Source organism: Marinobacter sp. L-13, assembly GCF_056857715.1.
In genome coordinates this window covers 1-19791 of the sequence record NZ_JBSXNQ010000055.1, presented here as the reverse complement: position 1 = coordinate 19791, position 19791 = coordinate 1, and the positions used below count along the sequence as shown (strand labels likewise).

The following is a 19791-nucleotide window of genomic DNA, read 5'->3' as shown; positions in this document are numbered from 1 at the left end:
GTCTGGCCGGCAAAAATCAAGGGTTTGACTATGCTTATGTGACGATACGCCGATTACGTTTATTTCACACTAACTGAGGTCGACCATGAATGCGCTGACAGTGGCCAGCAAGGATCAATTCTTTGAACAGTTGGCTGACGCTTTCGCTAAGAAGATTTCCAAAACCGAAGCCAAGAAAATCAGCGAATTTGCCAAGCAGCATTATGCTCATATTCCCCTTGAAGAGCTGGTCAGTCGACGATTTGCGGATACCTATGGCGCCGTTCTGGCCGCCTGGCAGTTTCTGCAGAAGCGGTCTGCCGAGGAAACTCCGGTTGCTGTTTTCAACCCCGACCTGGAGAGTGACGGTTGGCAATCGACCCACACCGTTGTTTTTATCCTGCATCCGAACATTCCGTTTCTGATCGATTCCCTGCGCATTGCGATCAACCACCGGGAGATCGGTACCCATTCTATCCAACACTCGATCCTGCAGGTGAACCGCGACCAGAATGGCAAACTCGAGAAGCTGCACACGTCTAAAAAGAAAGCCTCCGGTTCGGACTACGAGGCGTTCATTGTTCTCGAGATTGATCGGCACAGTAATCCCGAGGATCTCCGTGATCTGGAAGATACCCTGCAGAACGTGCTCCATGAGGTGCGGATCGCTGTCAGCGACTTCCCGGTAGTTACCGAGAAAGTGAACGAGATTCTTGGTGAGCTGGACAACACTACGGCGGGCATTAACGAGGAGCAGAAAGAAGAGGCCAGGGCGTTTCTGGAATGGCTCGCCCGGGACCATTTTACGTTCCTTGGCTACGATGAGTACGACTTTGCCAAGGACAAGAGTGGCATGGTGGTGCGTCGGGTAGAGAATTCCGAACTGGGTATCCTCCGGGTCAATAACGAGCGCCCGGACCGGGTTCGCCTGAACGAACTGCCGCAGCGCACGCGCCACGAGATGACCCGAAGCGATGATATTTTCATCTTCGCCAAATCGGCCCAGCGCTCGCGGGTGCACCGGCCCGCCTACCCGGACTACATCGCAGTCAAGAAATTCAACAGCAAAGGCGAGGTAGTCGGTGAGCGGCGGTTCCTGGGCCTTTACACTGCCCGCGTCTATAACGAGCGGCCGGACGAGATTCCCCTGCTGCGCCGTAAATTCCAGAGCGTGATGAAACGGTCCGGTTTTCTGCGTGACGACTACGCCGGTAAAGAACTCGAACAGATCCTGACAGTTTATCCCCGGGACGAACTGTTCCAGATCGAGCAGGATGAACTGCTCAAGGTGGCCAAAAGTATCCTGTACATCCAGGAGCGTCGCCGGATCGAATTGTTCCTGCGGGAAGACGTTTATGGGCAGTTCGTTACCTGTCTGGCGTTCTTTCCGAGGGACATCTACAACACCGAACTACGGCTGAAAGTCGAGCAGGTGCTGGTTGACCGGTTGGGAGCGGAAGACGTCGAGTTTGTCACCCACTTTTCCGAGTCGGTCCTTGCGCGGGTCCAGTTCACCATCCGGGTACCCCAGGTCGAGAACCGCCAACTGCCCACGGCGGAGATCCGGGAAAAGGTTATCGAGCTTGCCCAGTCCTGGCGTGATGGGTTGTCTGAAGCCCTGAGTGAGGCCTGGGGCGAAGAGCAGGGCAATGAGCTCTATCGCTTGTGGGCGGGCGGTTTTCCGGCCAGCTACACCGATATGTTCTCGCCCAGGCGAGCGGCGATCGACCTGGAGCATATCGCTTCATCGGCGAACAATCATGACCTTGCCATGAGCTTCTACCGGGCTCTGGAAGAAGACGAGAGCACGCTGCATTTCAAGCTTTTCTACCCGGACGAACCGTTGCCGCTTTCCGATGTGATGCCGATCTTCGACAACCTCGGCTTCCGGGTTATCGGCGAACATCCCTTCGAGGTCATCGACCGGCACAACAAAACGGTGTGGATTCACGACTTCACGCTCCAGGCTCACCAGGGGACTGTTGTCGATATTCATCGTATCCGTCCGATCTTTGAGGAGCTGTTCCGCCGGGTGTGGTACGGAGAAGCGGAAAACGACGCCTTCAACCGGATGCTGCTCTCTTCCTACATGAGCTGGCGGGAAATCGCGCTGTTGCGGACCTACGCCCGGTATATGCGCCAGATACGCTTTTCCAACAGTCAGACCTTTATCTCCAACACGCTGGTGAACCACGTTGAACTGACCCGCCTGTTGCTGGAATTTTTCGAAATACGTTTCAATCCGGAGCCTTACCAGAGCCCCGGGAAGAGCCAGGCGGCCCAGCAGAAACTGGAAATCGAATTCAATGCCGGCCTCGAAAATGTGGAGAACCTCAGTGAAGACCGGGTGCTTCGGCTCTACCTGGAATTGATCCAGGCGACACTGCGTACCAACTACTACCAGCATGGCGAGTCCGGTGGTCCCAAGCCCTACATCAGCGTGAAATTTGATCCATCCCGGATTCCGGACATGCCATTGCCCATGCCGATGTTCGAGATTTTCGTGTACTCGCCGCGCGTCGAAGGCGTACACCTGCGGGGTGGCAAGGTCGCCCGCGGCGGCTTGCGCTGGTCAGACCGGTTTGAGGATTACCGCACCGAGATTCTTGGGCTGGTCAAGGCTCAGCAGGTCAAGAATGCGGTTATCGTGCCGGTTGGCGCCAAAGGTGGCTTTGTGGCCAAGCGCCTGCCGGATCCGTCGGACAGGGAGGCTTTCCAGGCCGAGGGCATCGAAGCCTATAAGACATTTATCCGGGGGTTGCTGGATATCACCGACAATCTGGTGGATGCCGGCATTGCGCCGCCGGAACGGGTGATCCGTCATGACGACGACGACCATTACCTGGTTGTGGCGGCTGACAAGGGTACGGCAACCTTCTCGGACATCGCCAATGGTCTGGCCTCGGAATACGGTTTCTGGATGGGCGATGCCTTCGCCTCCGGCGGAAGTAATGGTTACGACCACAAGAAAATGGGCATCACGGCCCGGGGTGCCTGGGTCTCTGTAGAGCGGCATTTCCGGGAAATGGGCATCAACCCCGGGCTGGACGAGTTCACCGCCATCGGCATTGGCGACATGGGTGGTGATGTCTTCGGCAATGGCATGTTGTGCTCAGAGAAGACCAAGCTGGTCGCTGCTTTCAACCACGTGCATATCTTTGTCGACCCTTCACCGGATCCGGAGAAGAGCTACAAGGAACGGATGCGTCTGTTCGGACTTCCGCGATCCGCCTGGACCGATTACGACAGCAAGCTGATTTCCAAGGGAGGCGGGGTTTTCAGCCGGAATTCAAAATCTATCCCGGTCAGCCCGGAAATGAAGAAACTGCTGGGTATCAAATCGGATCGGGTGCCACCAAACATGCTGATCTCGCACATCCTCAAGGCCCAGGTCGACCTGCTCTGGGTCGGTGGCATTGGCACCTATGTGAAGGCCGCCAGTGAATCCCACAGTGATGTGGGCGACAAGGCCAACGACGGTCTGCGGATCAACGGTTCGGATCTTCGCTGCAAGGTGGTCGGTGAGGGCGGCAACCTTGGGCTTACCCAGCTCGGTCGCATTGAATTTGCGCTCAAGGGCGGACGCCTGAACACGGACTTTATCGACAACTCCGGCGGTGTGGATTGTTCTGACCACGAGGTCAACATGAAGATCCTGCTCAACCGGGCCGTTGCCATGGGTGATCTCACTAACAAGCAGCGCAACATCATGCTTGAGGAGATGACCGATGACGTCGCGGAGTTGGTGCTCAAGAACAACTACCGGCAGACCCAGGCCATCAGTATTGCCAGCGAGGATGCAGCGACCCGGCTGGAAGAGTATCGCCGGCTGATGAATACCTTTGAGAGCGAGGGCAAGCTCAACCGTGCCCTGGAGTTCCTGCCCGATGACGAGACCCTGTCCGAGCGCAAGCTGGACAAGAAAGGGCTGACCCGGCCGGAACTGTCGGTTCTCATTTCCTATGTGAAGGGCGACCTGAAGCAGACCTTGATCGACAGCACCCTGCCTGACGATCCCCTGCTGGCCGGTGAAATGTACAAGGTGTTTCCCAGGGATCTGACCCAGAAATTCTCGAAGGAGCTGGGAGAGCATCAGCTGCGGCGTGAAATCATCGCGACACAGATTGCCAATGACATGGTCAACCGCATGGGGATTACCTTTGTGGAGCGTTTGAACCAGTCTACGGGGGCCGATGCCGCCTCTATTGCTCTGGCCTGGATTATCGCCCGTGACGTGTTCCGCATTGATAACTGGTGGGACAGGATTGAAGCCCTGGATTTCCATGTCTCAGCCCAGCTACAGATGGAGCTGATGCAGGACCTGATGCGCCTGATGCGCCGTTCGGTGCGCTGGCTGTTACGCAACCGTCGGGCGGAGCTGAGCATTCAGCACCACATGGAGCGCTTTGCCGACAGCGTCTGGGCGATTACAGCGGGGCTGCCCGAGTATCTTGGTGATCAGGCGAAAACCACCTGGGAGAAACGGCATCAGGCTCTGGTGGATGCCGGGCTGCCATCAGAGCTGGCGTCCGTGGTTTCGGGTACCGGCCACCTGTACTCGTCTCTGGGTATCATCGAGGCCCACGAAGCCTCTGGCATGCCACTGAAGACGGTGGCCAATCTCTACTATGAGCTGGGTGACCGCCTGGATCTGAACTGGTTCGCGAGCGCCATTGCATCGCTGCAGCCCGGCTCACACTGGCAGGCCCTGGCCCGGGAAAGTTTCCGGGAAGATCTCGACTGGCAGCAGCGGGCGCTAACCACCGGTGTCTTGAAGCTGGCAGACAAGCCGGAAGACGTGCCGGCCTGCGTGGAGGCGTGGCTGTCCCGCCATCAGCAGATGATCGACCGCTGGAAATCCATGCTTTCCGAGCTCAAGGGTGTGCGGGAGCCGGAGTACGCCATGTTCTCTGTGGCCCTGCGTGAGTTGCTGGATCTGGCCCAGAGCACCATGCATCAGCCTCATGCGGAGGTGGAAGTGCAGACCAACTGAGTATTGCTTTGGGATGCGTATTCCCGTTCAATCGCCGGACGGGAATCATCAAACGGAGTGGGATAATGGGTCAGCTTGACCATCTTCTGGAAAAAAACCGGGCCTGGGCAGACGGTATCAAGGCCCAGGATCCGCAGTTTTTTACCCGCCTGTCGAATCAGCAGGCACCGGAATACCTGTGGATTGGTTGCGCAGACAGCCGCGTGCCCGCCAACCAGATCGTCGATCTTCTGCCGGGGGAGCTTTTTGTTCACCGGAACGTGGCCAACGTGGTTGTCCACACGGATTTTAACTGTCTGTCGGTACTGCAGTTCGCCATCGAAGTATTGAAGGTCAAACATGTCCTGGTGGTTGGCCACTATGGCTGTGGCGGCGTCAGGGCGGCATTGCTCAATGAAGGATTTGGACTGATCAGCAACTGGCTTCGACACGTTCAGGATGTCCGTGACCGGCATCAGCAAGTACTCGATGCCCTGCCGGGCGTTCAGGATCGGGTCGACCGTCTGTGCGAACTCAACGTGGTTGAGCAGGTGGGGCATGTTTGCCAGAACAGCATTGTTCAGGAAGCCTGGCGGCGGGGTCAGCCGCTCACGGTTCATGGCTTTGTCTACGATGTCTCGGATGGGGTTCTGCGGGATATGGGGTTGTCGGTAGCCTGCGAGGAAGATCGTGAGCGGGTACGGCAGAACAGCATCGATGAGCTGGTTCAGAGGCCGGTACGCTCTGGACGCCAGAAAATCATGCAGTGAAGAATGTAAAATTGCGTCAAAAATTCGTGAAGGGCGTCACTTCCTGACCCTCGGCGTCATCACAGTTGGTCACCTCCTGCTTTGCTAGAGTAGATACTGCAGTAAGCGAGGAGTGTGACCATGAAAGAATTGATGCAAAAAGCCCTGACAGTTCTGAACCAGAGGAAAGATGCCACGGCCAGCGCGGAGTCACGGGGTCGGGGGCGGAAATCGTCTGATGCCGGTCAGGCTGAGGACTGGGGTATGTCACCGGAGGACGCCCTGAGGGTTGGAACGGTTGCCCGTTACAAGTGATTGAAGATTTGATGGTATTTCCTCTCTGAAGGCCCTCCGGTCTCCGTCTTTCAAGGGAGACGCGAGGGCTCATTCCGGTTAGCATATCCCGTCTTTGAACTACCCACTCGGGATAAGCCCATCAATGTCATTGCCCAATTCCCATGAAGTCCTGTTGCGAAACCGCCACCTTGTGCAGGGGAGGCTGGCCCTTTTGGGCGTATCCGCTGGTGAGCTGCTGACGGATTTGCCCGCTGGCGGTATGGCAATGAGTGAGCATGCCGGTGTGTGTGCCTCACTCAGCGGGCGCGACGGCTGGCAGATCTGTTTTGGCTACGACGATCCTGCTCTGGCTGCCGATACCTTTGACACACTCGTGGTTTTTCTTCCCAAGGCCCGGGCGGAGCTTGACCTGCGTCTTGCCCTGGCACGCTGGCTGGCAGCACCCCGCGCTCGACTGGTGCTGGTAGGTGAGAAGAAAGAAGGCATTGCCGGGGCCGTGAAACAACTCAAGGCCGTGGCGCCGCAGGCTACCAAGACCGATAGCGCCCGGCATTGCCAGGTCTGGTGTGCTGAGAATATCGAACCTCTTCCAGAATTCTCGCTTCGGGAGTGGATGACCTGGACCGGGATTGACTGCCAGTCGGTTCATCTGGATGTTGCCGGACTGCCCGGTATTTTCAGTCTTGGTGAGCTGGACGACGGTACCCGCTTGCTGATGGAAACGCTGGACAGGGCGCCTCTGCGGTCTGGCCCGGTTCTGGATTTTGCCTGTGGTGCGGGTGTCCTCGGTGCCTGGCTCCATCGCTGGCAAGAGCGGCAGGACCTTCCCCGGCTGACGATCGACGGGATTGATGTTCAGTCCCAGGCCGTTATCTGTGCAAGGGCCACCTATGAGCGCAATGGCGTTTCCGGGCGGATCATGGCTTCGGACGGCCTTCCGGGCATCGAGGGTTCATGGCCCGTTATTCTCAGTAATCCACCCTTTCACTCTGGTGTCAGAACAGACCTGTCGATGACTGAGCGTTTTCTTCGGGAGGTAGTGCGCCATCTGGCGCCGGGTGGTGAGGTGCGCCTGGTGGCGAACAGTTTTCTGCCCTACGAGCCATTGATGAAGCGCTGTATCGGCCCGGTTGAACGATTGCGGGAGAATCAGCGTTTTACCGTTTATCGCGCTTTTCGACGTTCCTGAACGAAAAAAGCCCCTGGGGTGAGGGGCAAGAGGTTCGCGTCCAGAACAACGGAGCCAACCGGAAAAGGGATGTTCAGCGTGAACACCTTCCACGTTAGGGTTAATTTCTAGAATAAACAGCCTAGAATGGCGCTTTTGTGACAAAAGGCCTCCAGCATGCCCGAAATGACAACCGCCCAACTTGATTTCTCCGGAGGCTCACTGATTCTTGCCCGGCCAGGCACTGGTGATCCGACGCTGAGGGCATGGGATGCGGCGGACGAGCTTCTGCTTGAGGAAGCCATTTGCGCGGCGGCAGCCCTGGGTGAGCCCCGTGTTCTGGTGGTGGATGATCAGTTCGGGGCTCTTTCACTGGGGCTGGCAGCGCTCTCTCCGACCGTGGTGGCCGACAGTGCTGTGTTGCCCGCTGCCCTGGCACATAATGCTTCTTTGAATCCGGAAGTCACGCCACCTGAATCTGTTTTCAGCTGGATTAATGCGCCCGAGGGCCCGTTTGACCTGGTGGTATTGAGAATACCCCGCCAGGCCGACTATCTGGCCTGGTTGCTGCGCTGGCTCAATCGCGTGATGGCGGATTCCGGCGTGTTGCTGGCAGGCGGCATGATCAAGCATCTACCGGCAAGAAGCGTTGATGTGTTCGCCGAAGCTGTACGGACAGAGCAGGTGCTGCCGGCGCGAAAGAAAGCGCGGGTGATTCGATGTAACAGGGGCGCTGCGACTCTCGCGGATTGGTCAGCGACCTGGAAAGGTTACCGATTGGGCGACCGAAAAGGTGATGTGGGCATAGAGGCATTGCCGGCGGTGTTTGCCCGGGAAAAGCTGGATATCGGCACCCGCCTGATGTTGCCACATGTGGTCAACGAGGTGTCGACGGCCAGGGCTGGCGATTCGGCGCTTGATCTGGCCTGCGGTAACGGCGTACTGGGCTTGGCGGCGCTGTCGGAGCGACGGGGTCTGCAGTTGGTTTTCAGCGATGTTTCAAGCCAGGCTGTGCTCAGTGCCCGTCGTAATGTTGAAAAAGCCTTTCCGGATGCCAAAGCCGCTTTTTCCCATCGCGACGGTGTTGAGTCCGATCTGGGAGCCTTTGATCTGATACTACTGAACCCGCCGTTCCACGAGGGTGGTGTGGTCGGTGATCACATCGCACTTCGGTTATTCGAGCAGGCGTCGCAACACCTGAGGCCGGGCGGTCGCCTGCTCCTGGTAGGAAATCGACACCTTGGCTATCACCGAAGCCTGCGCCGGTACTTTTCGTCAGTGCAGCAGCTGGACGCCAGCCCCAAGTTCGTGGTGTTTCGGGCTGGCAACCGCTGAATAACCTGTCAGATTACAATGTTGGCGCCGGGCGGTCATACCCGAGCCGGGCCAGGGTATCCACGATGGTCTGGGTCTGGCTGTCTATTTCAATATTCACCCGCTGGCCCTCTTCACAGGACCCAAAGGTTGTGGCCCGCAGCGTCTCCGGGATCAGATGGATGTTGAACCGGTTGCCCCGTACCTCGCCAATAGTCAGGCTGGCGCCATTGATGGCGATGTAGCCTTTGGGGAAGATGTAGCGGGCCCATTCCTCGGGCACCTCAAACCATAGCGTGACGTTGTTTTCCGTACGCCGTATTTCGACAATGTTGGCCGCCGTATGTATATGGCCAGAAAGCAGGTGGCCACCAATTTCATCCCCAATGCGGGCGGCGCGCTCGAAATTCACCTGGTCCCCGGTAGTCAGCTCACCCAGCGTGGTAAGTCTCAGGGTTTCCTGCATGGCATCGAAATAGAGCACGCTGTCTTCCTGGCGTGTGACGGTCAGGCAGGTTCCGTTGATTGCCACCGAGGCGCCGATGGAAACGCCATCTGCCTTTTCTGCGGGGAGGCGAATGGCAAAAGTGCTGAGCCCGGGCTCTGCGGTGACGTCTTCAATGGTTGCAATGCCCTGGACAATGCCTGTGAACATAAGCCTGACCTCATTCAATGTGGTATGGGGCGCCTTTCCGGCAGGTGCGCCAAGGATAGCGAGCGGGCTGACTGATGCCAAGGCCCGACTGATGTCGGTATACCGGGGTAAACATTCAAGTATCCTGCATCATGGTCGATACCCTTCATAACCCCTGAATGCGGACAATCTGCCATGGCTGAAAATCAGAGTAAGGCCGCCACCCGGGCAAACAGTCCGGCGCAGGCCCCCGTGCTGCGCCCTGGTCGGGCGGCCGATCCTGTGCCCGCACCCGTGGAGGCGGGAAGCCAGCCTTCTGAGCCGGCTGCAGGTGCGGATGCCGCAAAAGGCGCGGAAACGCTGCCCGTTGATCAGGCGCCGGATACCGCAACCGGGTCCGAAGAAGCCTCGGGCGGTGATCAGCATCGGGACGCTGGTAGCAGCAAGCCCGAGAGGATTCTGGCGGAATCCCGGCAACGCAAACTCCGGTTGATGCTTCGTCAATGCGACCGGGTGCTGCTGATGGACTTTGAGCTGCTGGCGATGAACGGTTGGCCGGACAACTTTACGATGGCCGAGGCGCGTCGGGGCCGAGACCTCTGGTTATTCAGTGCCTTGATTGCGGCAGCCATCTTTCTGAGTGGGCTGACCGGGTTTGTGCCAGCCTGGATTGCAGGCGGCGGTTTCGGTGCGTTTGTGATCATCCTGCTGCTCGGGATTCCGGCGGTGCGCCGAATCTACACAACAAAACCTTCCTATCTTGATCTGCTTATGACCCGGCAGCGGATGCTCCGCGAGGCAAGGCAGCACGTTGCCCACCTGGAGGGCTCTGATGGCCTTATCTGGCAATGTGCCAGGATGTCGGATTTTAACCCTGCGCTGAAGAACACGCGTTTTGGCCACCTGTTGCGACTGTCGGAGAACCGGGTCCTGGCACGCCAGTTGACTCGCCGGGAGCACGTGCGCCTTTACCTGATTTACCTGCTGGAGGCAGAGAAGGCGTACAGCCGCGTTCAGAAAGCCTTTTTCGAGGGTAATCAGGAAGCGATTGATCAGGGGTGGGAAGAAGTCGCCGCAGAGCCTGAGCCGAGAACTTGACACAGATGCGCTTCAAACGTATGTTTCAAACAGACGTTTGCTAGAGGCATTGATAACAAAATGGCGCAGTCTGATACCGTTGACCGGATTCTCGATGCAGCCGAAGAGCTGTTCGCCGACCGGGGTTTTTCGGAAACCTCGCTCCGAATGATTACCAGTAAGGCTAAAGTAAATCTGGCCGCTGTCAATTACCACTTTGGTTCAAAGAACGCACTGATTCATGCGGTGTTTGCGCGCTTTCTGACACCGTTTTCCGCCACACTGGAAAACGCGTTCGATGAGCTGGAAGAGCGGTGCAGCGGTAAGCCTCCAACCTTGAATCAGACGCTCTGGGCGCTTACCGAGAGTGCGGTGCGTATGCCCCAGCGTAACGAAAAGGGTATCTCGATCTTCATGCGCCTGCTTGGGCTTGCCTATACCCAGTCACAGGGCCATCTGCGCAAGTTCCTTGAGCAAGAGTACAGCGAGCCCTTCAGCCGGTTCATGCGCCTGCTCAAGGAAGCAACGCCTCAGCTTTCCTCGGTGGATCGCTACTGGCGTATCCAGTTCATGCTGGGGGCAACGGCGTTTACCATGTCCAGCAGCGATGCGCTTCGCGATATTCTTCAGAACAAGTTGGGCGTGGAAACCACCGTCCAGGAAATTGCTGCCCGCCTGGTGCCTTTCCTGGCAGCCGGCATGCAGGCCGAAGACGCCATGCTGATCCCGCCAGCTGGCAGCAAGGTCTCGGTTGCCTGAATTCCTCTCTCTCGGTTAGGCTTCCCTCTTAACCTCCAAGGGAGCCTGGCCGGTTTTGACGCACCCCGCATCTGTTCGAATCGATATTGACCTGACCCTTCAGCGCCTGCAGCTGAAAAGCGAAGGCGGAGAGATTGTTGCCACCTATCCGGTTTCCACCGGCCTGAACGGGCCGGGAGAGAGCGATGGCAGTGGCTGCACTCCGCGTGGTGAGCACTATGTCCGGGCCAGTATTGGCGCCGGTCTTCCTGTTGGGGCAGTATTCCGTGCCCGGCGCCCCACCGGCGAAACCTACAGCGTGGATCTCGCCCGGCTTCATCCCGAACGCGACTGGATACTGAGCCGGATTCTCTGGCTATGCGGTCGCGAGTGGGGCAAAAACAGGGGCCCGGGTGTCGATACTTTCCGCCGCTTCATATACATTCACGGCACACCGGACAGCGAGCCCATGGGCGTGCCGTTGTCCCATGGCTGCGTGCGGATGCGCAACGCAGACATTATTGATCTGTTTGATCGCGTCAGGCCGGGAACGGCCGTTTCTATTCGATAAAACTGTCTAGACCAGAGGAATCCGATGATCGGGGATGTTATGGCCATGGTGAATGGCTGGATCGAGAATTTCGGGCTGCTGTCTGAAGCCTGGCGTGTCGGAATTGTTGTCTTTGCGCTGGTTTTTGGAACGGCCACGGTCGCCTACATTGCCAGCCATATAATTGCGGCTCTTGAGCGCAAATTCAGCCAGACCAAAAACCTGTTCGACGATGCCTTGCTGCATGCGGCTCGCAAGCCGGTGGTCGCCTTTGTCTGGCTGCAGGGGGTCTATTGGGCTGCCGAAGTGGCTCACAAATACTCGGAAGCGGAGATCTTCAAGGCCAATGAGTCGGTGCTGCAGATTGGTTTCATCTTCGTACTGGTCTGGGCGATTCTGCGATTGATCAAAGAAGCGGAGGGGATTCTCGTATCTCCTCTGAAAATGAAACAGCCCATGGACTACACCACCGTCAACGCGGTGAGCAAACTGTCCCGGGCCGTTGTCCTCATTACGGCCGTGCTCATTGCCATGCAGTCCATGGGCTACAGCATTTCGGGGGTACTGGCCTTCGGCGGCGTGGGCGGTATTGCGGTTGGTTTTGCCGCCAAGGACCTGCTGGCGAACTTTTTCGGCGGTTTTATCATCCACCTGGATCGACCCTTCAAGGTCGGGGACTGGGTGCGATCGCCCGATCGGAACATCGAGGGTACGGTTGAGCATATCGGCTGGCGTCTGACGACCATCCGTACCTTCGATAAGCGTCCTCTTTACGTGCCGAATGCGGCGTTTACCACCATTGCGGTAGAAAACCCCTCGCGCATGAGCAATCGTCGGATCTACGAGACCATTGGCATCCGCTATGCGGATGTCGCACAGATGGCAACGATCGTTGACGATATCAGAGCCATGCTTCAGCAGCATGAGGATATCGAGAGCGATGAGACCCTGATTGTGAATTTCCTGGCCTTCAATGCCTCGTCACTGGACATCATGGTGTATTGCTTTACCAAGACAACCCAGTGGGTTCCATTCCACGAAGTGAAACAGGATGTGCTGCTGAAGATCAGCGATATTATTGAAGGCTACGGAGCTGAGGTCGCCTTCCCGACCCGGACTCTGCACTTGCCCGAAGGGGTTCGGCTGTCCGGATCGCAATCGGACGACTCGGCAGATAAGCGTGGGGAAGCCTCCTCCGGGAAAAGTGCGCAGAAATCGCAGAATCGCCAGACCACCGGAGATGTAGAAGATTCAGGAGAGTCAGAATGACGTCACCGGAGAAAATGCACCCTGTCGGGATTATCGGGGGTACAGGCCTGACCACATTGTCTGGCCTGGAAATCACCGGCGAGAATAAAGCCGGAACGCCCTGGGGCATGCCTTCAGCGCCCTTGGTAGAGGGGCGCTTGGGTGATCAGCCGGTGATGTTCCTGTCGCGCCATGGTAACCCACACCGTATTCCACCCCATCAGGTGAATTACCGGGCGAACCTCAAGGCCCTTTACGATGCCGGTGTGCGAACGGTCGTTGGTGTCAACGCCGTGGGCGGTATTCATGCAGATATGGGACCTGCCCATGTGGTTATTCCCGACCAGATTATTGACTACACATGGGGGCGTGCCAGCACCTTTTTCGGGGGCAGTCTGGACTCGGTGACCCACATTGATTTCACCTGGCCCTACGACGAGAGCGCGCGGCAGATCCTGATTGATGCCGCCGGAGCAGAAAACGTCCCGTTTTCCGGTTTCGGAGTGTATGGCGCAACCCAGGGCCCGAGGCTGGAAACCGCGGCTGAAATCATCCGGATGGAGCGGGACGGCTGCGACCTGGTAGGAATGACCGGTATGCCGGAAGCCGCGCTGGCGGCGGAACTTGGAATGCGTTACGTCTGTCTGGGTTTGGTGGTGAACTGGGCGGCTGGAAAATCCGACCATATCATCACCATGGAAGAAATTGAGGCGGCCATCGAGCAGGGAATGTCCGGGGTCAAGCGGATCCTCGAAGTCTCGATGGCTGGCCTTGGGGTGCTTACTCCGTTGCCTCAATCTTCTTGAAAAACACCAGCACGCCGATCGTGGGGGAATCGAGGAAGTGGATTTCCTCACTGCGCATCCGGCGGGTTTCCCGAATCCAGGTCAACAATTCCAGGGGCGCGGGTTCAGCCAGAACAGGTAGTTGCTGACCGGCTGTTTCTCCGGTTGCTGCTGACATTGGGGCGGAGTCACTTGCTCCGGATGCGTCCGGAGCGGGGGGTGTTTCTTCAGAGAGCTCGGTCGCAGCCTCTACAGGCGGCTCCGATGTCTCTTCTGCCAGTTGCCAGTGGTTCAGATGCACATTGACGTGCAAATAGCGTTGCCGGTCGATGGTGATGTGTCCCTCAACCTCCCGGGTGCGAGCCTCATTCAGCCAGTCACCTGCTTCAACCCGCAAGGGTGTCCCCTCGTAATCTGGTGGAAACGCCTCGTACCAACCGGCAGCCACAAGCACACGGTAACGGCCACTGCGTTCGAGTCTGGCGGCGGCACTGGCAAGATGGAGATCCTTTCGGGGCGCCAATTCCAGTGTGGTTTCCGTGGTGCCATTCTCCAGCGATGACCAGAGAACCTCTTCGGTCTCAAGGGGCGGCTCTACCGAGCGATCAGACATCCGTTCGTTCACAGCTTCCGGCTCTACGATCCGCTCAAGAATGACAAACTCCGCCCGGTAGTAGTCATCCGGAACCGGCGTGCCGGGCTCAAGAGGCAAGGTTGCCCTGTCAGGCTGCTGTGCGGCGCCTGTTAGAGAAAAGCTCAGAAGCAGAGCTGCCAGGATGGCCCGGGTCGGGTATCGGCACCAGCGAATTCCATCAATTTGCAAGGGTCGTACTCCACTTGTTGGTCGGCCGTTCATGAGCCGGACGCGTCATTTTTTGCTGGCTCCAGCTCGCCAAGCATCCGGGAAATGCCGTCGAGTTTACCACCGGTTGTGGCATCCTTCAGCCGAAAACGGAAGCTGTTGGCGCCTTCGAGCCGGTACTGGTCAGGTGCGGATTGCACTTTTTTAACCAGAACCAGCGGATCCACCGGTGTCGAGCTGCCAAACTCGATCCGCGCCCACTCCTTGCCGGCATCGACTTTCACGATGCCCAGGGCTTCTGCACGCAATCGAAGCTCGGTCTGGCGGATCAGGTTTTTGGCCGGATCCGGTAATAATCCGAACCGATCGATCATTTCAACCTGAAGTTCTTTTAATGCTTCCGGGCTGTCCACGCTGGCAATCCGTTTGTAGAGCATCAGGCGGTTATGGACATCCGGCAGATAATCCTCGGGGATCAGAGCCGGGATTCTCAGGTTCATTTCGGTGCCGTGGCTAAGTGGCAGGTCGGCATTCGGGGTTCGGCCCTCGCGAATGGCCTTGACGGCCTCGTCCAGCAGCTGCATGTAAAGGGTGAAGCCGATGCTTTCGATCTGCCCGCTCTGTTCTTCCCCCAATAACTCCCCGGCACCGCGGATTTCCAGGTCGTGAGTGGCCAGCATGAAGCCGGCACCCAGGTCCTGCGCCTCCGAAATCGCATCCAGACGCTTTTTGGCGTCCGCCGTGATGGATTTCGGCGGTGGCGTGAGCAGGTAGGCATAGGCCTGGTGGTGCGAACGGCCGACCCGGCCCCGAAGCTGATGCAGTTGCGCCAGGCCGAACTTGTCTGCCCGCTCGATAATAATGGTGTTGGCGCTGGGAACGTCGATGCCGGTCTCAATGATGGTTGTGCACACCAGCACGTTGAAGCGTTTGTGGTAGAAGTCGGACATGATCTTTTCCAGATCACGCTCTCTCATCTGCCCGTGGGCGACGCCCACCCGCGCTTCCGGAATCAGCGAACGTAGATCCTCTGCCGTCTTCTCGATGGTGGCCACGTCGTTGTGGAGGAAGTAGACCTGACCGCCCCGGAGAATCTCCCGCAGTATGGCTTCCTTGACCATGGCGTTGTCTTTCTGGCGCACAAAAGTTTTCACCGAGAGCCGCCGGGCCGGAGGAGTGGCGATAATCGAGAGATCCCGCAGATGCCCCATGGCCATGTTCAGCGTCCGCGGAATCGGGGTGGCGGTCAGGTTGAGCATGTCCACTTCGGCCCGCAGTGCTTTCAGTCTTTCCTTCTGCTGAACGCCAAAGCGATGCTCTTCGTCGATGATAACCAGGCCAAGATTCTTGAATTTGATGTCGCCCTGTAGCAGTTTGTGGGTGCCGATGACGATGTCGGCCCGGCCGTTCTCCACCGCCTCCAACGCCTTGCTGGTCTGGCCAGCCGTGCGGAACCGGCTGAGCAGCTCGACCTGCACAGGGGTATCCGAGAAACGGTCCCGGAAGGATTCATAATGCTGCTGGGCGAGCAGGGTAGTGGGGACCAGAACCGCCACCTGCTTGCCCGACCAAGTAGCCAGGAACGCCGCGCGCATGGCAACCTCGGTTTTCCCGAAACCGACATCGCCACACACCAGGCGATCCATGGGCTGCTCGCTGGTCATGTCCTCGAACACCGACTGGATAGCAACCTGCTGGTCTGGTGTCTCCTCGAACGGAAAGCCGGCAGCAAAGGCACGATAGGCTTCCTTGGGATCCTCGAAGCTGAAGCCTTTGCGCGCCTCCCGGCGGGCGTACACATCCAGCAGCTCGGCGGCAGTGTCCCGGATCTTCTCAAGGGCTTTCTGTTTCGCTGTGCTCCAGCGGTCCGTCCCGAGTTTGTGCAGCGGCGCGTGTTCGGTGTCATTGCCGGCATAGCGGGAAATCAGGTGCAGGCTGGAGACCGGAACATACAGCTTTGAGCCCCCGGCGTACTCAAGCATCAGGAATTCGCTCGCTTCGCCCTCTACGGTGATGGTCTCCAGGCCCAGGTAACGGCCAACACCGTGGTCGATATGAACCACCGGCGCACCAATCCGCAATTCGGACAGATCCCGGAAGCCGGCATCGTCCGTTTCCGTAGGCTTCTCGCGGCGCCGCCGCTGTAGTACCCGCTCGCCGAACAGGGCGGTCTCGGTGATCAGGGCAACGGAATGCTCGGGCAGAACCAGGCCTTGCTCCATCGGGGCAATGGTGATGGCGACCGAGCTTTCCTTATCGTCGAGAAAAGCCTGCCAGCCGGACAGGGTTTTCAATTCAACACCCTGTTCGCCAAGATTCTCCATCAGCGCCTCGCGCCGACCGGACGATTCGGCGCATATCAGCACGTGGCCGTCGAACTCTCCCAGAAACCGCTTGAGGCGACCGGCAGGGTCTGCGGCCCGACCGTCCATGGCGATATCCGGCAAGGTTGTCGTGGGGCAGTTAACTGATCCCGCGGCATCCTTTGTCTCCGCGGAGACGGTTACCCTCGGGAAGGCCTTCAGTTGTCCGAACAGCTCTTCCTGCTGCAGGAAGAGGAGCTTGGGCGGCAGAATCGGCCGCAGGCGATCGTGACGACGATCTTCGTACCGGTTGCGGGTTTCACTGTCAAAGTGGCTGACCGCATCGTTCAGTCCGTCCGCAGTAAAAACGTGAGTGGCGCCTGGCAGATAGTCAAACAGGGTTGCCGTCTCGTCGAAGAACAGCGGCAGGTAGTACTCAATGCCCGGCGGGGTAATGCCGTGAGTCACGTCCTGGTAGATGGGGGTGTCTTTGTCGGCATCCGGGAACTGCTCGAACCAGCGGCTGCGGAATCCGGAGCGCGCCTCTTTGTGCCAGGGGAATTCAAAGGCGGGCAGCAGTTCGATGCGTTCGATCCGGTCGATTGAGCGCTGAGTCTCGGGGTCGAAAGTCCGGAGCGTTTCGATCTCATCATCGAATAGGTCAATCCGATAGGGCTGGCTGGCGCCCATGGGGAAAATGTCCAGTATGGCGCCCCGGACCGCGTATTCGCCGTGCTCGTAGACGTTCTCGGCATGCCGGTAGCCTGCCGCCTCAAGCTGCATTCGCCAGCTCTTGATATCCAGGGGCTGTCCCACTTCCAGAAGCAGGGTGTTGCCCTGGAGGTAATTTACTGGCGGCAGCCTGTGCATCAGCGTGCGTGCAGGAACCACGAGAACCCCATGGCTGGTTGCGGGCAGGCGGTGCAGGGTCCGGATTCGCCGGGAAATAATGTCCTGGTGGGGCGAAAACAGATCGTAGGGCAGGGTTTCCCAGTCGGGCAGCGACAGCAGTTCCAGCCCGTCGTCGCTGACCGCCGGGCCGTCTTCTTCCGGGGGTAGCCCCAGGAAGAAGCGCATGGCCTGCTCAAGCCGGATGGCATCGGCGGTGCTGCGGGTAATGACCAGGGTCAGACCCTTGTGCGCGCGCGCACTTTCGCAGATGGCCAGCGCCTCACTGCTGCCGTGCAGTTGACCCCATGTTCGGTGATCGGCCGGCCGAGACGGAAATTCGGGGGCAATCAGGGGGAGGGGTGACGGGCGTGTGCTGGCACCTTGGCTCATGGGCGGTCAGGTTCTCCTGCTGTGGATGTCCGGGAGCGGTGAGGCGCGTATTCTAACGCTCGCGCCCCTCACTGTCATGGCGCCGGCGCCATGGTCGGCGTTTGCGTTATTAGCCGGCGCGACCTATACGAAGGTCATGGCCCGCCGTATTTGCGGTCGACCGGATTAAATTGGATAATGTGCGCCCCAATTTCCAAGTGCCAATTGCAGAGGTCCAAGCGTGAGTCACGAACAGATCAATCAGCACCTGTCCAACTGGACAGAAAGAGAATCCACCGCGGAAGCCATGATTCCGCTGATCGGCCGCCTCTACCGCAAAAACAATGTGGTTACTTCTGTATACGGCCGCGCCATCATCAACCAGTCGGTTATCGATATCATCCGTGCCCACCGATTTGTGCGCCAGGTTGAAGACAGCGAGCTTTCTGTTCACGACACCCTGCCGATCCTCCAGGCCATGGACAAACTTGAACTCGGTCGTGCCCACGTGGATATCGGCAAGCTGGCGGTCAAGTTCAAAGAGGAAGGCGGCGACCTGACCGAATTCCTGAAGCGTGAAATCGGCCCGGTTGTGGGGCAGTACGCTGCCCAGTCCGAGGAAGATGCCAACAATGACACCAAAGACGTCGTTCTGTACGGTTTTGGCCGGATTGGTCGTCTGCTGGCTCGTATCCTGATCGAGAAGGCCGGGGGTGGCAACAACCTGCGTCTGCGTGCGATTGTGGTTCGCCAGGGCGGTGCGGAAAATGATCTCGAGAAGCGCGCCAGTCTGCTTCGCCGTGATTCCGTGCACGGTCCGTTCGATGGCACCATTACCGTTGATGAGAAGGAATCCGCCCTGATTGCCAACGGCAACTATATCAAGGTTATCTACTCTGATGGGCCGGACAAGGTGGATTACACGGATTACGGCATCAACAACGCCATCGTGATCGACAACACCGGTAAGTGGCGTGATGAAGCCGGTCTTGGCCTGCACCTGAAATCAAAAGGCGTCAGCCGCGTTATCCTGACGGCGCCGGGTAAGGGCGATATCAAGAACATCGTTTATGGTATCAACAACGACTGGATTACTGACGAAGACAGGATCCTGTCAGCCGCCTCCTGTACCACCAATGCCATCACACCGGTATTGAAGGCGATTGAAGACGAATACGGCATCGAAGATGGTCACGTGGAGACGGTGCACTCCTACACCAACGACCAGAACCTGATCGATAACTACCACAAGGGCAGCCGCCGCGGGCGCAGCGCCGCCCTGAACATGGTAATTACCGAGACGGGGGCCGCCAAGGCTGTCTCCAAGGCGCTGCCGGTTCTGAAGGGCAAGCTGACCGGTAATGCGATCCGGGTGCCAACGCCGAACGTGTCCATGGCGATCCTGAATCTCAACCTCAAGAAAGACGTTGATGTGGAAGGTGTTAACGAATACCTGCGGGATATGGCGCTGCACTCGGAGCTGCAGAAGCAGATCGACTTCGTGAACTCTCCGGAAGTGGTTTCCACCGACTTTGTCGGTTCCCGCCATGCCGGCATCGTTGATGCCCAGGCAACCATCACCAGTGGCAAGCGTCTGATCCTGTATGTTTGGTACGACAACGAGTTCGGCTACAGCGCGCAGGTGATTCGTGTGGTCAACCAGATGGCCGGCGTAAATTACCCGATCTTCCCCAAACGTGCGAGAGACTGAGCGAATCGCGCCGATCTGGTGAAGTAATGGTGTTCAGAACCCCGATAGCGATTGCTGTCGGGGTTTTTTGTTGTGCGCCAGGCATGGCGCGTAGCGCCTTGACGGGCGCTGTTCCGGTACAGGTGGTGCTGGCCGGATGACTTGGGGGTGCAAGTCCCCTGTGGACCCGGCAAGGGGAACCACTAGCCGGACGGCAAGGGTGTC

At 58.2% G+C, this 19791-nt stretch carries 14 protein-coding genes; 11 read left to right on the top strand and 3 right to left on the bottom strand.

Translation table 11 applies throughout. The annotated features are described in order from the left end of the window. Positions 1-85 precede the first annotated feature (85 nt). From AC13DD_RS10695 to AC13DD_RS10675, 5 genes are all read left to right on the top strand, one after another. The gene (locus tag AC13DD_RS10695; protein WP_482931116.1) at positions 86-4972 is read left to right on the top strand and encodes an NAD-glutamate dehydrogenase; all 4887 of its coding nucleotides are present in this window, start codon (positions 86-88) and stop codon (positions 4970-4972) included. Positions 4973-5037: 65 nt separating this feature from the next. Continuing rightward, complete coding sequence (gene can / locus AC13DD_RS10690) at positions 5038-5721, top strand: carbonate dehydratase (RefSeq protein ID WP_008173125.1); 684 nt, start codon at positions 5038-5040, stop codon at positions 5719-5721. Positions 5722-5841: 120 nt separating this feature from the next. Beyond that, positions 5842-6015: a hypothetical protein gene (locus AC13DD_RS10685; RefSeq protein WP_008173126.1), complete on the top strand. Its 174-nt coding sequence runs from the start codon at positions 5842-5844 to the stop codon at positions 6013-6015. Between the two features lie 124 nt (positions 6016-6139). After that, positions 6140-7186: a class I SAM-dependent methyltransferase gene (locus AC13DD_RS10680; RefSeq protein WP_008173127.1), complete on the top strand. Its 1047-nt coding sequence runs from the start codon at positions 6140-6142 to the stop codon at positions 7184-7186. A gap of 165 nt (positions 7187-7351) precedes the next feature. Then, positions 7352-8500, top strand: a complete 1149-nt coding sequence (locus tag AC13DD_RS10675) for a class I SAM-dependent methyltransferase (protein ID WP_104270135.1) — start codon at positions 7352-7354, stop codon at positions 8498-8500. A 13-nt stretch (positions 8501-8513) separates the two neighbouring features. On the opposite strand, the gene AC13DD_RS10670 is transcribed toward AC13DD_RS10675, so the two are convergent. Continuing rightward, on the bottom strand, positions 8514-9134 hold the full coding sequence (locus tag AC13DD_RS10670) for a riboflavin synthase (RefSeq protein WP_008173129.1): 621 nt from the start codon (positions 9132-9134) through the stop codon (positions 8514-8516). A 174-nt stretch (positions 9135-9308) separates the two neighbouring features. Here AC13DD_RS10670 and AC13DD_RS10665 point away from each other — a divergent pair, with 174 nt between their 5' ends. From AC13DD_RS10665 to AC13DD_RS10645, 5 genes are read left to right on the top strand one after another with little or no spacing between them, the layout of a single operon-like run. Beyond that, positions 9309-10211, top strand: coding sequence for a hypothetical protein (locus AC13DD_RS10665; RefSeq protein ID WP_053112430.1), 903 nt, complete (start codon positions 9309-9311; stop codon positions 10209-10211). A gap of 60 nt (positions 10212-10271) precedes the next feature. Next, complete coding sequence (locus AC13DD_RS10660) at positions 10272-10949, top strand: TetR/AcrR family transcriptional regulator (protein ID WP_008173132.1); 678 nt, start codon at positions 10272-10274, stop codon at positions 10947-10949. Positions 10950-11004: 55 nt separating this feature from the next. Beyond that, positions 11005-11499 (top strand): L,D-transpeptidase, encoded by a 495-nt coding sequence (locus AC13DD_RS10655; protein ID WP_053112429.1) that lies wholly within the window; start codon positions 11005-11007, stop codon positions 11497-11499. A gap of 24 nt (positions 11500-11523) precedes the next feature. Further along, positions 11524-12747 carry a mechanosensitive ion channel family protein gene (locus AC13DD_RS10650; protein ID WP_482931115.1) on the top strand — a complete coding sequence of 408 codons (1224 nt, stop codon included), beginning with the start codon at positions 11524-11526 and terminating at the stop codon, positions 12745-12747. After that, positions 12744-13532, top strand: a complete 789-nt coding sequence (locus AC13DD_RS10645; RefSeq protein ID WP_008175084.1) for an S-methyl-5'-thioinosine phosphorylase — start codon at positions 12744-12746, stop codon at positions 13530-13532. Before AC13DD_RS10650 ends, AC13DD_RS10645 begins: the two co-directional genes overlap by 4 nt. Here the strand turns inward: AC13DD_RS10645 and AC13DD_RS10640 are convergent. Then, the gene (locus AC13DD_RS10640; RefSeq protein ID WP_273072123.1) at positions 13507-14334 is read right to left on the bottom strand and encodes a CsiV family protein; all 828 of its coding nucleotides are present in this window, start codon (positions 14332-14334) and stop codon (positions 13507-13509) included. The two genes, AC13DD_RS10645 and AC13DD_RS10640, sit on opposite strands and share 26 nt — an antisense overlap. Positions 14335-14363: 29 nt before the next feature. Continuing rightward, the gene (gene mfd / locus AC13DD_RS10635; protein ID WP_273082614.1) at positions 14364-17897 is read right to left on the bottom strand and encodes a transcription-repair coupling factor; all 3534 of its coding nucleotides are present in this window, start codon (positions 17895-17897) and stop codon (positions 14364-14366) included. 235 nt (positions 17898-18132) lie between these two features. On the opposite strand from mfd, the gene AC13DD_RS10630 reads away from it, so the two are divergent. After that, complete coding sequence (locus AC13DD_RS10630) at positions 18133-19587, top strand: glyceraldehyde-3-phosphate dehydrogenase (RefSeq protein ID WP_413540232.1); 1455 nt, start codon at positions 18133-18135, stop codon at positions 19585-19587. Positions 19588-19791 lie beyond the last annotated feature (204 nt).

Bases quoted from the DNA above. Each gene is read 5' to 3' on its own strand.
- AC13DD_RS10695 (WP_482931116.1), top strand. From the start codon at position 86: ATGAATGCGCTGACAGTGGCCAGCAAGGATCAATTCTTTGAACAGTTG.
- can (WP_008173125.1), top strand. From the start codon at position 5,038: ATGGGTCAGCTTGACCATCTTCTGGAAAAAAACCGGGCCTGGGCAGAC.
- AC13DD_RS10685 (WP_008173126.1), top strand. From the start codon at position 5,842: ATGAAAGAATTGATGCAAAAAGCCCTGACAGTTCTGAACCAGAGGAAA.
- AC13DD_RS10680 (WP_008173127.1), top strand. From the start codon at position 6,140: ATGTCATTGCCCAATTCCCATGAAGTCCTGTTGCGAAACCGCCACCTT.
- AC13DD_RS10675 (WP_104270135.1), top strand. From the start codon at position 7,352: ATGACAACCGCCCAACTTGATTTCTCCGGAGGCTCACTGATTCTTGCC.
- AC13DD_RS10670 (WP_008173129.1), bottom strand. From the start codon at position 9,134: ATGTTCACAGGCATTGTCCAGGGCATTGCAACCATTGAAGACGTCACC.
- AC13DD_RS10665 (WP_053112430.1), top strand. From the start codon at position 9,309: ATGGCTGAAAATCAGAGTAAGGCCGCCACCCGGGCAAACAGTCCGGCG.
- AC13DD_RS10660 (WP_008173132.1), top strand. From the start codon at position 10,272: ATGGCGCAGTCTGATACCGTTGACCGGATTCTCGATGCAGCCGAAGAG.
- AC13DD_RS10650 (WP_482931115.1), top strand. From the start codon at position 11,524: ATGATCGGGGATGTTATGGCCATGGTGAATGGCTGGATCGAGAATTTC.
- AC13DD_RS10645 (WP_008175084.1), top strand. From the start codon at position 12,744: ATGACGTCACCGGAGAAAATGCACCCTGTCGGGATTATCGGGGGTACA.
- mfd (WP_273082614.1), bottom strand. From the start codon at position 17,897: ATGAGCCAAGGTGCCAGCACACGCCCGTCACCCCTCCCCCTGATTGCC.